At 57.9% G+C, this 13,981-nt stretch carries 13 protein-coding genes; 11 read left to right on the top strand and 2 right to left on the bottom strand.

Going from position 1 to position 13,981, the window contains the following annotated elements; genetic code table 11:
• Positions 1 to 86 precede the first annotated feature (86 nt).
• The 6 genes from BQ7486_RS08835 to BQ7486_RS08810 all read left to right on the top strand — a co-directional run bounded on the left by BQ7486_RS08835 (position 87) and on the right by BQ7486_RS08810 (position 6,011).
• On the top strand, positions 87 to 524 hold the full coding sequence (locus BQ7486_RS08835; protein ID WP_084765863.1) for a phosphate-starvation-inducible PsiE family protein: 438 nt from the start codon (positions 87 to 89) through the stop codon (positions 522 to 524).
• Positions 525 to 646: 122 nt separating this feature from the next.
• Positions 647 to 1,300: a MerR family transcriptional regulator gene (locus BQ7486_RS08830; protein WP_162272258.1), complete on the top strand. Its 654-nt coding sequence runs from the start codon at positions 647 to 649 to the stop codon at positions 1,298 to 1,300.
• Positions 1,301 to 1,311: 11 nt separating this feature from the next.
• On the top strand, positions 1,312 to 2,238 hold the full coding sequence (locus BQ7486_RS08825) for a LysR family transcriptional regulator (RefSeq protein WP_022372644.1): 927 nt from the start codon (positions 1,312 to 1,314) through the stop codon (positions 2,236 to 2,238).
• A gap of 243 nt (positions 2,239 to 2,481) precedes the next feature.
• The gene (locus BQ7486_RS08820; protein ID WP_074009753.1) at positions 2,482 to 3,270 is read left to right on the top strand and encodes a succinate dehydrogenase/fumarate reductase transmembrane subunit; all 789 of its coding nucleotides are present in this window, start codon (positions 2,482 to 2,484) and stop codon (positions 3,268 to 3,270) included.
• Positions 3,271 to 3,629: 359 nt separating this feature from the next.
• On the top strand, positions 3,630 to 4,220 hold the full coding sequence (locus tag BQ7486_RS08815) for a TMEM165/GDT1 family protein (protein WP_074009752.1): 591 nt from the start codon (positions 3,630 to 3,632) through the stop codon (positions 4,218 to 4,220).
• Positions 4,221 to 4,463: 243 nt separating this feature from the next.
• Positions 4,464 to 6,011 carry an SLC13 family permease gene (locus BQ7486_RS08810; RefSeq protein ID WP_074009751.1) on the top strand — a complete coding sequence of 516 codons (1,548 nt, stop codon included), beginning with the start codon at positions 4,464 to 4,466 and terminating at the stop codon, positions 6,009 to 6,011.
• 45 nt (positions 6,012 to 6,056) lie between these two features.
• Here the strand turns inward: BQ7486_RS08810 and rfbD are convergent, their stop codons facing one another.
• Positions 6,057 to 6,938, bottom strand: coding sequence for a dTDP-4-dehydrorhamnose reductase (gene rfbD / locus BQ7486_RS08805; RefSeq protein ID WP_074009750.1), 882 nt, complete (start codon positions 6,936 to 6,938; stop codon positions 6,057 to 6,059).
• Positions 6,935 to 9,775: an excinuclease ABC subunit UvrA gene (uvrA, locus tag BQ7486_RS08800; protein WP_074009749.1), complete on the bottom strand. Its 2,841-nt coding sequence runs from the start codon at positions 9,773 to 9,775 to the stop codon at positions 6,935 to 6,937. Before uvrA ends, rfbD begins: the two co-directional genes overlap by 4 nt.
• A 143-nt stretch (positions 9,776 to 9,918) precedes the next feature.
• Between uvrA and BQ7486_RS08795 the strand changes: the two genes are divergently transcribed.
• The 5 genes from BQ7486_RS08795 to BQ7486_RS08775 all read left to right on the top strand — a co-directional run.
• Positions 9,919 to 11,139, top strand: a complete 1,221-nt coding sequence (locus tag BQ7486_RS08795; protein WP_074009748.1) for an MFS transporter — start codon at positions 9,919 to 9,921, stop codon at positions 11,137 to 11,139.
• Between the two features lie 25 nt (positions 11,140 to 11,164).
• Entirely contained in the window at positions 11,165 to 11,614 is a 450-nt protein-coding gene (locus BQ7486_RS08790; RefSeq protein WP_022372637.1) for a single-stranded DNA-binding protein, read from the top strand.
• Positions 11,615 to 11,707: 93 nt separating this feature from the next.
• Positions 11,708 to 13,039, top strand: coding sequence for a sodium-dependent transporter (locus BQ7486_RS08785; protein WP_074009747.1), 1,332 nt, complete (start codon positions 11,708 to 11,710; stop codon positions 13,037 to 13,039).
• A gap of 71 nt (positions 13,040 to 13,110) precedes the next feature.
• Positions 13,111 to 13,485 carry an SLC5/6 family protein gene (locus BQ7486_RS08780; protein ID WP_074009746.1) on the top strand — a complete coding sequence of 125 codons (375 nt, stop codon included), beginning with the start codon at positions 13,111 to 13,113 and terminating at the stop codon, positions 13,483 to 13,485.
• Positions 13,486 to 13,615: 130 nt separating this feature from the next.
• Positions 13,616 to 13,981: single-stranded DNA-binding protein (locus BQ7486_RS08775; protein ID WP_074009745.1), on the top strand; the 366-nt coding region annotated here is incomplete at its 3' end.

Raw genomic sequence — 13,981 nt, 5'->3', positions numbered from 1 at the left:
CGCTTGCAAAAAAGACATGTGTTTCACGCCGTTTTCCCCTAAGATCGCACGACTTTTTCCGTTAAGTCCCACGGTTTTATTCAAACATGTCTGAATCCGACAAAACGCCCGAAAACCCCAACTCGCCTCACTTTCTTGAGGGTCCGGGCATCATTTTCAATAAGTGGCTCACCTATGCGCAGGCTGTGGCGCTTGTTGCGATCGCACTTGCGGCCGTCGCCGGCATCGCGCAGTCCATCTGGGAGATGAGTCTCTCGCGCAACATCAGTCTGGGCGACCTCTTGATGCTCTTTCTTTACATCGCCGTGATTTCGATGGTTAAAGGGGCCTGCTTCGGCACCCGCGAAATTCCGATTCACACGCCGATTGCTCTGGCAATCGTTGCGGTGTCGCGCTACCTCGTGGTGGACTATAAGCACATTTCGCCCGAATACATGCTCTTTACAGCCCTGGCGATTCTGATTCTCGTCGCAGCGCTCTGGATCGTGAAGAAAACCTCGAACTCCATGACCACTGAAGGTTAAGAGGCACAGACTCCGGAAAACTGCCGGAGTCTGTAACGATTTCCTGCGGCAAGACATTTTTCCATAGCCCGCCACCTATAATGAAAGGCAAACCAACCTTACTGGCGCGGAGGTTTGCCGTCATGCCGATTCGAACCGTTGTTCTTGTTTTTCTCTGCATTGTTGCCGCGGTCTTTCTGATTCTCAACTGGCCGGGCATCACGGCGCCGGTCCCGGTGAATCTCCTGTACACCGACACGGAAGCGCCGCTCGGCCTCATTCTCCTGCTGGTTTTGGGCGTGCTTTGGATTGCGGGCATCATCTGGGCGCTGCTGCAGCAGGCAGCCACCCTGCTTGAAATCCGCAAGGCCTACAAAGAAGCCGATTCAAGCCGCGGGCTTGCCGACAGCGCCGAAAAGTCCCGCTTTGAAGAAAGTAAGAAAGCCTTTCACGAAGAACTTGCCGCACTGGAACAGAAGTTTGCGGACACTGAAGCGCAGAAAATAAAGGACCGGGACGCCTTCCGCGAAAAGCTTCTCACGCAGATTGCAGCGCTGCAGTCAACGCTTGCCGCGCTTGACGTCAAAATCGACGCGGTCGCCGAGAAAAACGGCGTGGAATTTAAACCCGCGGCTCCCACTGAGAAAAAGGCTAAGGGCGGCTTCTTCGGTTTTCTCGGTCACCGCGAAAAGGAACCGGCCAAACCCATCATGGCCGTTGAAAAGACACCGGTAAAAGAGTTGCCGGGCAACACCGGAACAGCTGAAAAAGAGCCGGCACAAGAACAGCAACGCTGAGAATCCGGACGATGGCAGACCATACCTACCGCTACCTCTCAGCCCTGGTGTCACAGGGGAGTTTTTCGCAGGCTGCGCGCTACCTCGATATTTCGCAGCCGTCGCTGTCACAGTTCATTCAGCGCCTGGAAGCCGAAGCCGGCACCGAACTCATTGACCGCACGAGCCGCCCTTTAAGGCTTACGGCCGCCGGGGACTGTTTTCTGCAGACCGAGCGGCGCATTGAGCAGCTCCGGGACCTCAGAACCAAAGAGATCGCCGATATCGGCGCCGGCATCCGCGGGCACGTGAGGCTCGGAGTCTCCCAGTACCGCTCAAGCTACTTTCTGCCGCTGGTGCTGCCTCGGTTCAGAAGCCTTTTCCCCGCCATTGACATTACGCTGGTGGAAGCCACCAACGACGCACTCGAGACCTGTGCCGCCGACGGCACAACCGACGTCTCCATTGTGCTTGCGCCGGTTCTCAACAACGAACTCACCTACACAGCGCTTTACGACGAGAAAATCCTCATCGCCACGGCAGCGGACAGTGCTCTGGCAAAGTCCGTCCCTGAAACCAAGGCCGAATTTGACAAGCTCGATTTCTCGCGGCTTGATGCGGAACCCTTCATCACCTTGCGGCGCGGCCAGAAATTTCACCGGCTTTTCTGGAACCTCTCCTCGCGCTGCTCGGTTTCCCCGCGCATTGTGCTTGAGAGTGAATCCCCGATTGCGGCGCTGATGCTCGCAAGCGCCGGACTCGGTGCCACCTTTGTCACCGAAACACTCGCCCGGCGCTGCCCCACCGCTCAGCCCGTGCGCTTTTTTGAAATTGCGCCGCTCGTTCCCCCGCGTCAGGTCGTCGCGGCCCGGCGCAAGGACACCTATCTCAGCAAAGCCGCCCAAAGTCTCATTGATGTGATGCACACCGTCGGCGAACGTGAATTCCGCCACGGTTAATTTTTTCAAAAATTACGGGTTAACCCTTTATTTAAGAGTGATACTTCATTCGTTATTCAGGGTTAACACGTAATTTATTCGAAAAATTCTTCGATTTCCTTTCGTTTTCAGTAACGAATATTGACAAAAATCAATCCTTAAATTTCCTTAAGGGAGCATGATTCGCTCAACAAGAAAGACGACCGGTGCGCGGTGAGTTTTCAGTGCGTCCGGGACCCCAATCTCAAACAAAGGAAATCAGTCATGACGACTCCTGAACAAATCAAGTTCGCTCATACGCCGACTTCGGACGAAGTGATCGCCGGTGTTACGCTCAAGGACGCCAAGCGCGCAAGCAAGTGGACGGCCTACTTTGACGTGGCTCAGTCCGTTACGGGCCTGCTGCTCGGTCTGTTCCTCTTCTGCCACATGGCCTTTACGAGCTCCATTCAATTCGGCAAGGACCTCTTCTGGAACCTCATCCAGTGCTCCGGCCTTACCCCGATCTTCGGGCATGAACAGGTTTGGGCTCACTTCATCTTCGTGGCTGTGATCACGGTGCTCGTCATCATCCACGCTCTGTGCGCCCTGCGCCGCTTCCCGACCTCTTATAAGCAGCTGCGCGACATCTTCGCACACAACAAGTTTGTGCATCACACGGATACGCGTCTGTGGGTCATCCAGTTCGTGACCGCCATCATCCTCACCGCCACGGTCTTCCCGCACGTGATGGGCATGCTCACGGCTCCGTCTGAAATCGACCCCAACCTCTCCTCCGTTCACACCTATCACATGGGTCTCATTTGGACGTTCATCTTCCTCGTTGCCACGGAACTGCACGGCATGATCGGTCTGTACCGTCTCGGTGTTAAGTGGGACGTCATCAAGGGCCGCGCTCACGGCTTCCGTACGACGATGCTCGTGGTTGCCCTTCTCATGATCGTCTGCGGTGCCTTCACTGCCACGACCTTCTACATGAACGGCAAGCAGCTCGTTGAAAGCGACCAGGCCGCTGTCCGCTACGTGCCCCAGAACAACTGGTTTGCCAAGTAATCCTTTGCTGAAACTATCAGCTTAAGGTTACCCAAAGGCGTCGGTTAAGTCCGGCGCCTTTTTTGTATCTGCCTTTGATAAGATGCCGCCTCCTTTTCAGGGGAGTAGTTGGCTGAAAACTTCCGGGAACGCGTTTTGCGGCGCGGTTCCGAAGCAAACAGCGTCTGCATCAACAGACTCAGAGACCGGACGAACAAAAGCCCGGCCTTTGTGGTGCAGACTACGACAGGAGAGTCCCGAAACAAAACTCCGTCCGACAGCAAGACCTGCGAAAGACTGCCCGGCTTCTCTAACCCGAAGAAGTTGACATCCGGTCCGTCCTTCGTACGTGTTTTGTCCCGTCAACTTCGCCTGAACCCATGTTTGAATCACTTCAGCTTATCGGCATCTCCACGGCTGTCGTCACGGCCGCTGAAATCGGGGATAAAACGCAGCTGCTTGCGTTTTTCCTTGCGGCGCGCTTTCGTGCGCCGATGCCCATCTGTCTGGGCATACTCGCCGCTACCGTCGCCAACCATGCCATAGCCGGACTTTTAGGCGCCTCCGTTGCCTCCTTCATCGATCCGGAGGTTCTGCACTGGATCCTGGTGGCGGCCTTTCTCGCAATGGCCGTCTGGATTCTCATTCCCGACAAAATGGAAGAAGATTCCTGCGTCTTTGCACACAACCGCTTCGGCGTGTTCGGTACGACGTGCGTACTCTTTTTCCTTGCGGAAATGGGGGATAAAACGCAGATTGCCACAGTGGCCCTGGGTGCAAGCTACGCCACGAGCGTGATTTCCGTCGTTACCGGCACCACGCTCGGCATGCTGCTTGCGGACGTCCCCGCGGTCTTTATCGGCAGCAAACTCTCCGAGAAACTCTCCATGAAGTGGATGCGCCGGATCGCTGCCGCCATCTTTGTGCTTCTTGCGGTTTTGGCGGCCGTTGCCGACGCTCCCGACGTCTGATCCCTCCCGTTTTGCCTACGGGAAATCCGCCGCTACTTCATTGAGATTGACTCTCAAACGAAAAGCGGCGGTTTATTTTTAAGGGTATCTACGGATATCCCGGGGTTGTCTCACCCTAAAAGCTTGACTAGTATCAAAAGTGAGAGGTCTCGTTTACAAAAATAAAAACCGGACGGGGCTGAACCGATAACCGCAGCAGGCAAACCCTTGCGTCGCCTGCTCCACCACGGGGAGACAAATAAAATGTCCCAACACGAATCGAGCATTGAGATTGGTGCGTTAAGCAACAAGACCAAGCTCATACCCCTCATTCTGGGCCCGCTACTGGCGCTCGCCTTTTACTTCATCCTGCCGGAAACGTACACGACGCCCGCGGGCGAGACCGCACAGTTTTCCCATGCGGGCCGCGCCTGTGCTTCCGTCGTGCTCTGGATGGGCATCTGGTGGTTTACCGAAGCCGTGCCGATTGCCGTCACAGCGCTTCTGCCCATCGTGATCTTTCCGCTTTTCGGGATCACCACGCCCGCTGAAGCGCTGAAGAACTACGCCAACAGCACGATCTACCTCTTTATGGGCGGCTTTCTGATTGCCGCAGGTATTGCCCGCTGGGGTCTTGACCGCCGCATTGCGCTTCTCACGATCCGCATCGTGGGCACGCGCCCGCAGCAGATCATTCTAGGCGTGATGCTGGCAACGGCGTTTCTGTCGGCTTGGGTGAGCAACACCGCCACCGCCGCCATGATGCTGCCGATTGCCATTGCCATCATGGGTGTGGTGCGCCGCAAAAGTAAGCTCGATGCGCCCGATGTGCGGGAACACAACTTTAATGTCTGCCTTTTGCTGTCCATTGCTTACGGCGCCAGCCTCGGCGGTATGATCACCCTGATCGGTACGCCTCCGAACGGCATCTTCGTGCGGTTTGTGGAACAGACCTACAACGAACAGGTGAGCTTTCTTGAGTGGCTCAAGATTTCGCTGCCCGTGGGCATCGGGCTTCTGGCCGCCACGTACATCATCATGACGAAGTTTCTCTTCCGTCAGCAGATTGATGCGATCGAAGGTGGGCGCCAATGGGTGTCGGCGGAACTTGCTTCGCTCGGCAAACTCTCCCGCGGCGAAAAGATCGTCCTCACGGTCTTTGTCTGCGCGGCGCTTCTCTGGGTGTTCGGGCCCTACCTGAGAGCCCTTGAAATCGGCGGCATGAAGCCTCTTAAGCCCATGAGCGACGCCGTGATTGCCATGGGCGCGGGCATCATCCTCTTCATTATTCCTGTTGACTACAAAAAAGGCATCCACGCGCTTGACTGGTCAAGCGCTTCGGAAGCGATCAGCTGGGACGTGCTGCTTCTCTTCGGGGGCGGTCTCTCGATGGCTGCAGCCATTCAGAGTACCGGTGCCGCACAGGTCGTAGGCTCTGCCGCCATGGGGCTTTCGGGCCTTCCGGACTGGGGGATCACGACGGGCGTGACAGCCATTGCCGTCATGGCTTCGGAATTTACCTCCAACACGGCGCTCGCCGCCACGATGATGCCGCTTGTGGCCGCGATTTCTGAGTCGCTAAAGATCAATCCTGAGACGCTGCTTCTCTGCACCACGTTCGGCGCCTCCTGCGCGTTCATGATGCCGGTGGGTACGCCTCCGAACGCCATGGTCTTCGGCACAGGCAAAATCCGGATCGGCGAAATGATCCGCGCGGGTATCTGGCTTAACATCGTCGCAATCATCCTGATTCCGCTGCTTTGCATCCTCATTGCGCCGGGGATTCTGAGTAGCCTCCAGGCACCGCTCTAAAACACGCACCTGAGCAAACGGCCGGACTTTACGTTCGGCCGTTTTTTACCGCACGGAGATTTCTGAGAGGATTCTTCTCACGGTCTGCGAGAGCCCTGTCTGCCAGGGCCCTGCCTCAATGCCGAAGACGCGGTGAAGGCGATCTGTTGCGAGGACACAATTTAAGGGCCTGGCGGCCGCAAAGGCAATGTCCTTTGTTTTTACCTCAGTCAGTTTTCCCCGCACGGCCAAGCCTTCCTGCGTGAGGCAGTCCCGGATAAAGCAGGCTGCCTCAAAGCGCGTTGTAACGCCTGAGGACGCTGCGTGATAAAGGCCGCCTGCCGCCCGGTTCTGCCCGACGGCGGAAAGCACCTGCCAGGCAATTTCCGCTGCCGTGCGGGCTGCGGTGGGAGCCCCCTTCTGATCACCGGCGACACGCAGGTCACCTCCGGCCAAAAGGCCTTTCACAACCCAGGGGACAAAGCCCCTCACGGTACTTGCGTGCACCCAGCCCACGCGCAGTACGGCGCCGCCTTCACGGATGACGGCCGCTTCGCCTTCGGCTTTACTGCGGCCGTAGACGTTAACGGGCGAAACGGGATCGGCTTCCGTATAGGCCCCGTTTTTTGTGCCATCAAAAACGTAGTCGGTGCCGAAATGAATGAAGGGCACGACCCGCATGCGGCACCAGTGCGCGATGAGCTCCGGCGCCCGGGCATTGACGGCAAAGGCGGCCGCGGATTCTGTTTCCGCCCGATCCACCGCCGTGTATGCCGCGGCGTTAATGACTGCTTCAGGACTGTACGACTCAAGTGCCGACCAAAGAGCGCTTTCGTCCGTAAGATCAAGCGCCGCGTGCGTGAGACCCACGGCCTTCACGCCCGGCGGCACACGCTGCATGAGGCTTTTTCCGATCTGGCCTCCCGCGCCCAAGACCAGGACCGTCATGCCGCCGCCTTTTTGCGGGACGCACTCTTTTTGGCGGGCTTTACACCGGTGCGTGCAAGTTCTTCCCTCAGATACTTTCCGGTAAGGCTTGCAGGGCACGCGGCAATCACGTCTGCCGGGCCTTCGACAACGAGTTCCCCTCCCCTGGCGCCTCCGTCCGGGCCGATATCCACGATCCAGTCGGCAAGGCGGATCACGTCCAGATTGTGTTCAATGACAATCACCGTGTTGCCGAGCGCCGTGAGTTTGCGAAGCACCTTCATTAAGGCCGCCACGTCATCAAAGTGCAGCCCCGTGGTGGGTTCGTCCAAAATGTAGAGCGTGCTTCCCGTATCGCGCCTTGAAAGTTCTTCGGCAATCTTGATGCGCTGGGCTTCACCGCCTGAGAAAGTCACCGCGCTTTGCCCCAGGCGGATGTAGCCGAGGCCCACTTCTTCAAGCGTTCTCAATTTTCTTGAAACCGCCGGAAAGGCCGAGAAAAAGTCCGCCGCCTCCGAAGCCGTCATATTGAGCACGTCACAGATGTTTTTCCCCTTGTACTTTACTTCCAGCGTTTCGCGGTTGTAGCGCCGTCCCTGACAGGTGCTGCAGGTGACGTAAACGGGCGGCAGAAATCCCATCTCAATTTTGATGACGCCGTCGCCCTCACAGGCTTCGCAGCGCCCGCCCGGCGTATTAAAGGAAAAACGCCCTGAGTCGTAGCCGCGTTCAATCGCCGCAGGCGTCTGCGCAAAGATATCGCGGATACTCGTGAAAAGCCCCGTGTAGGTTGCGGGGTTGGAGCGCGGCGTCTTTCCGATCGGGCTCTGATCCACGTCGATCACCTTGTCAATGAGATCCAGCCCGTCGATGCGGTCGTATTCAAGCGGCCGCTCTTTCGTGTGGTTAAAGTGCCGTCTGAGCGCGGCGCCCAGCGTGTCGTTCACAAGCGTTGACTTCCCTGAGCCCGACACCCCGGTCACCACCGTCACCGCCCCCACCGGGAAGTGACAGGTGAGGTTTTTGAGGTTGTGCCCACGCGCGCCTTCCAGTGTCAGAAACTGAGTCATTTCTTTCGGACGCCCCTTGCCGTCGTCTTCCACGCGGGCGCGCCCCGAGAGGTAGGCGCCGGTTTTGGAGGCGGGGTTTTGAGCCACCTCTGCGGGCGTCCCCTGCGCGATCACTTCGCCGCCGTGTTCGCCGGCGCCCGGCCCGATATCCACGATGTAGTCGGCGGCGCGGATTACATCGATGTCGTGTTCAACCGCTACCACGGTGTTGCCGGCTTCAGAGAGCCGCTTCATCATGGCAATCAGTTTTTCGTTGTCTCTCTGATGCAGCCCGATCGTGGGTTCATCCAGCACATACGTAACGCCTGTGAGGCCCGAACCGATCTGACCGGCAAGACGGATACGCTGCATTTCGCCCCCTGAAAGGGTGGAAGCCTCACGGTTTAACGTCAGATACCCCAGGCCCACGTCACAGAGAAACGCGAGGCGCTTTAAAAGTTCGGCAACGGGCCCCTCTGCGACGGCCTTGCGCTCGGGCGAAAAGGTGAGCTCTCTGAGTGTGTCGCGTGCGTCCGTTAGACTCATGGCCGTGAGTTCGGCAATATTGACGCGCGTGTCACCTTCACCGAGATAAACGTCCAGCACTTCTTTCCTGTAGCGGGCTCCCCCGCACTCCGGGCACACCGACACGGTGCGCATTTGTTTCAGCCCCACGCGGGCAGCTTCACTTCTTTTACGCTCCCAGTCGTGGTCCAACGCGCCGATCACGCCCGTAAAACCGCCTTCCCTGCCGTCACCGTACAAAATGAAGTGCTGCACCTCGGGCGAGAGTTTTTTCCAGGGCGCCGCGAGGTTAAAGCCCATTTTGTCGGCAAGGCGCTCCAGAATCTGCCAGTTGGCGCGGCTTTTCGGAGACCATCCGCACACGGCGCCTTCGCCCAAGGAGAGCTCCGGATCGCGGACCACAAGGTGCGGATCAAACTGATCCACGCGCCCGGTGCCCTCACACTTGGGGCAGGCCCCGAGCGCGTTATTAAAGGAAAACATCGGGGGCGTGGGTTCTGCGGCACTGTAGCCGCACACCGGGCAGCCGTAGCGGGTGGAAAAGCTTTGCTCCGGGAAGTTGCCTTCCATCGGCGCAAGAAGGGCTTGGCCGTCACTTAACCGCACCGCCGCCTCAAAGCTTTCGGCAAGGCGCGAGCGTGACTGATCGCTGATTTTGAGGCGGTCGACGACGGCTTCAAGCGTGTGAACGCCGTCGGTTTTGTCGCCTAAAAGCTCTTCGGTCGCGGTCACTACTCCGTCAAGCCTTACGCGCACAAAGCCCCGGCGGCTCATTTCCGCTGCCGCCTGCCCCACCACTAGGCGCGTGTCGCGGGAAACGGGCGCCAGAATCATGACTTTCGTCCCTTCGGGAAGCTTTAACGCGGCGTCCACCATATCATGAATGCCGCAGCGCGACAACGGCACATGGTGCTCGGGGCAGTACGGGCGCCCTGCGCGGGCAAACAAAAGCCTCAGATAGTCGGCTGCTTCCGTAACGGTTGCGACCGTGGAGCGTGAACCGAGCGTTCCCGTGTGCTGTTCAATGGAAATCGAAGGGGAGAGCCCCTCGATGCTATCAACGTCGGGCTTATCCAGAACGTCCATAAAGCGCCGTGCGTAGGAGCTCACACTTTCGGCGTAGCGCCTCTGGCCTTCGGCGTAAAGGGTATCGAAGGCAAGCGAACTTTTGCCGGACCCCGAAAGCCCCGTGATTACCGTGAGCTTGTTGCGGGGAATATCGACGTTCACATTTTTCAGGTTGTGCGTGCGTGCGCCGCGGATACGGATCCAGTCGTTTGCCATAGCGTTTCACAGTGCCGGAACGAAAAAAGCGGTCAGAAGCTTTCTCTTAAGGCTCAGAAAGAAAGAACCTACTAATATAGCCCGCACAACGAAAAAACACACGTCAGCCATTCAGACAGACGTGCCAGAAGGACCGTCTTAAGATGACCTTGCCCGCTGATCCCCGTCGCTTTACCCCCGTTGAACGCCGTTCCGCCCTGTCGCTGGGCTCAATTTTTGCCCTGAGAATGCTCGGGCTTTTCCTGATTCTTCCGGTCTTTGCCGTTTATGCACGGCACCTGCCCGGCGGGGAAAGCGCCTTTGCCGTGGGACTCACGCTCGGTATTTACGGGCTCACTCAGGGGATTCTGCAGATTCCCTTCGGGGCGGCAAGCGACCGCTGGGGGCGAAAACCCGTGATCGCCGCGGGGCTTCTGATTTTTGCCGCAGGTAGCATCCTTGCCGCCCTGGGCAGCGACATCTGGACCGTGATGGCCGGCCGGGCGCTGCAGGGGATGGGAGCGGTCTCAGCCGCCGTCACCGCCATGATTTCCGACTCGGTCCGTGACCGGGTGCTCACCAAGGCCATGGCCATTGTGGGCTCTTCGATCGGCCTTACCTTTGCATTTTCGCTTGTAGCCTCTCCGGTTCTTGCGCACTACATCGGCGTGAGCGGCCTTTTCTGGCTTACGGCCGTCTTGTCGCTTGCCGCCGTCTGGGTCACGTACCGCGTGGTACCCGATGCGCCTCTCGTAAGAAAAGAAGCCGGCACTGGCTCTGACTGGAAAGCTACCGTCTTTAACCCGGATCTGCTGCGGTTAAATGCCGGAATTTTTATCCTTCACATGGCGATGATGGCCGTCTTTGTCGTGATTCCGGTGGAGATGAGCCGCCTGGACCTTCCGGTGTCTGAGCACTGGAAGGTGTATCTGCCCGCCGTGATCCTGAGCTTTGGCGTGTTGATGCCGTCTATCTCAAGGGCTGAGCGGGCAGGTAAAATGAAAACGCTTTTTCTCGCAGCCGTTTTGCTGCTCGCGTGTGTTTTCGCGGGTTTTGCCGCTGCCGACGATAGTCTTGCCGCCATCGGCGTGCTGTTGTTTGCGTTTTTCTGCGGCTTTAACATTCTGGAGGCAACACTGCCCTCCTTTGTGTCAAGAACCGCTGATGCGTCTGCCAAGGGCCTGGCCCTGGGCGTTTACAACACCACGCAGAGCATCGGTCTTTTTGTCGGAGGCGCCTTGGGCGGATGGCTGTCGCAGACATTCGGCCGCACGGGTGTTTATGCGTTTTGTCTGGTGATGACGCTTGTCTGGTTTTTCATCGCCCGAGGTATGACGCCCCCTGCGGCGAAGGCCCGCGAACCCGGTGAGGAAATCAAAATCTGACGATATTTTTTAGGAACGATTTACCATGGCATCAGTCAACAAAGTCATTCTGATCGGCAACCTCGGGCGTGATCCCGAGACCCGCTACACCGCCGAAGGGGGACTTGCGATCTGCTCGATCACAGTCGCCACATCCCGCCGCTACAAAGATGCCCAGGGTGCCCTGCAGGAAGAAACCGAATGGCACCGCGTCGTTCTTTTCGGGCGCCAGGCCGAAGTCGCCCAAACCTACCTTAAAAAGGGTAATCCCGTCTACATTGAAGGGCGTCTGAGAACCCGCAAATACACCGACAAGCAGGGTGTGGAGCGCTTCAGCACCGAAATCGTTGCCGAATCCCTGCAGTTTTTAGGCGCAAGAAATGCCGCAACGCCTCCGTCGCATACGGCATCTCAGCCGCACGCCGCACCTGCCGCGCAAAGCGCTCAGCCCGCGGCTTCGGCGCAATCGCTCTCTGAAGACGACGTGCCGTTTTAATCGCAAAAACCGACCGGACGGCTCTCCCCTCATCTGAGCTTTGTCCGGTTCTTTAATCCTGTACCAAAGACAAGAAGAAAACAGAGGTTTTTTATGTCAGCAACAGCATCCTGGGGGTCTCGCCTCGGATTTATTCTCGCCAGCGCCGGCTCCGCCGTGGGCCTCGGGGCCATCTGGAAGTTCCCGTATATGTCGGGCAGTAACGGCGGCGCCGCCTTCATGATTCCGTACATTCTCTTTACGCTCACTATCGGCGTGGCGATGCTTCTGGCCGAATACGCCGTGGGCCGCGCGGGACGCGCAGGCGCCGTCGGGTCCTTAAAGAAGGTCGCGGGCCGCTGGTGGGGTATTTTCGGCTTTATCGGGATGCTCACGGGCTTTACAATCCTCTGCTTTTACTCGGCCGTGGGCGGCTGGTGCCTTAAGTATCTTGTGGACGCCGTGCTCGGTAACGGCCTCATTAAGGATGCCGCACTTTTAAATTCCCATTTCGGTGCCTTTGTGAGTAACGGCCCGGTGAGTTTTGCCTACCAGGCGGTCTTTCTGATTTTAAACGCTGTCGTTGTTTTGGGCGGCGTCAACACCGGGCTTGAGCGACTCTCCAAGGTCCTGATGCCGCTGCTTTTTATCCTGATGCTCATTCTCATCGTGAGGGGACTCACGCTTCCCGGTGCCGTCAAGGGGCTTGAATATCTCTTTTTGCCGCGCTGGGATCAGTTCACGTCGTCCTCGGCCTTTAACGCCATGGGGTTTGCGTTCTTTTCGCTGTCACTTGGCGCGGGCACCATGGTGACCTACGCCTGCTACCTCTCGGAAAAATCCAACCTTGTGACTTCCACCGCGTGGGTCGCGGTGCTCGCGATCTTCTCAGCACTCTTGGGCGGCCTCATGGTAATGCCCACGGTCTTTGCGTTCGGGCTTGACCCCAACGCGGGCCCCGGTCTCACCTTCGTCACGATGCCCGCAATTTTTGCGCAGCTTCCGGCGGGTCAGTTCTTTGCCATTGCCTTCTATCTGTGCCTGGTGTTTGCGGCTCTCACAAGCTCCGTTTCGATGCTTGAGGCCGTTGTGGGCACCGTGAGCAACGAACTGCACTTTACCCGCCGCAGCATTGTGGTGGGCGGCACGATCGTTGCAATGATTGTGGGCCTTTTCTGCGACTTAAGTTTCGGCGCCCTCGCTGACTTCAAGATCTTCGGCAAGACCGTCTTTGATCTGCTCGATTACCTCACGAGTAACGTGGGAATGCCCTTGTCGGCCTTGGGCTTTTTGATCGCTGCCGCCTGGGTTGCGTGGAAAAACTACACCGCGCATCAGCTGCAGACCGTTAAGCCCTTAAGCGCCCTGCAGCTCAACACGATCCGCTTCTTCATGGGCATTCTCGCTCCGCTCATGATCGTGATCGTGGTTGCGACAAACATCTGAGGCAGCTGAAACCACACCGGACCGCAGAAAGACGTCTTCCGTTAGGTTTTTCTGCGGTCGTCAGTAACGCCATGGGTTTGCTCTCGCTCAGCGCCGGCGTCATGGTGACCTATGCGGGCTACCTCTCGGAAAAATCAAACCTCGTCACATCCACCGCGTGGGTTGCGGTGCTCGCGATCTTCTCAGCACTCCTGGGCGGCCTCATGGTGATGCCCACGGTCTTTGCCTTCGGCCTTGACCCCAACGCCGGTTCGGGCCTTACCTTCGTCACGATGACCGCAATTTTTGCGCAGCTCCCGGCGGGCCAGTTCTTTGCCGTTGCCTTCTATCTGTGCCTTGTGTTTGCGGCGCTCACGAGTAACGTCGGGATGCCCTTGTCGGCCATGGGCTTTCTGATTGCCGCCGCGTGGGTTGCCTGGAAAAAGCACACCGTCAGACAGCTTTAGACCGTAAGAACGTTAACGCCTTTTGAGCTCGGTACAATTCGCTTCTTTATGGGTATCCTTGCTCCGCTGATGATTCTCATCGTCGTCGCAACGAACATTTGATTTTTGATTTTTCGAGATTTTTGCCGCTATGGCTTCTGTTAATAAAGTAATTCTGATCGGTAACCTGGGGCGCGACCCCGAAACCCGCATGACCGCCGACGGCCGTCCCATCTGCTCTCTGGCGCTTGCCACCACGCGCCGCTACAAGGACAGCCAGGGCGCACTGCAGGAAGAAACCGAATGGCACCGCGTGACGCTTTTCGGGCGCCAGGCTGAAGTGGCCCAGCAGTACCTCAAAAAGGGCAACCCCGTCTACATCGAAGGTCGCATCCGCACGAACCGCTACACCGACAAGGACGGTATCGAGCGCTGGAGCACGGGCATCATCGCCGAATCCATGCAGCTTTTAGGCAGCCGCAACACCGCCGCAGGCGGCCAGTCCCAGCCGGGCGGC

Source organism: Duodenibacillus massiliensis (assembly GCF_900128485.1).
Classification (GTDB): Bacteria; Pseudomonadota; Gammaproteobacteria; order Burkholderiales; family Burkholderiaceae_F; genus Duodenibacillus; species Duodenibacillus massiliensis.
This window is presented reverse-complemented; position numbering and strand designations above follow the sequence as displayed.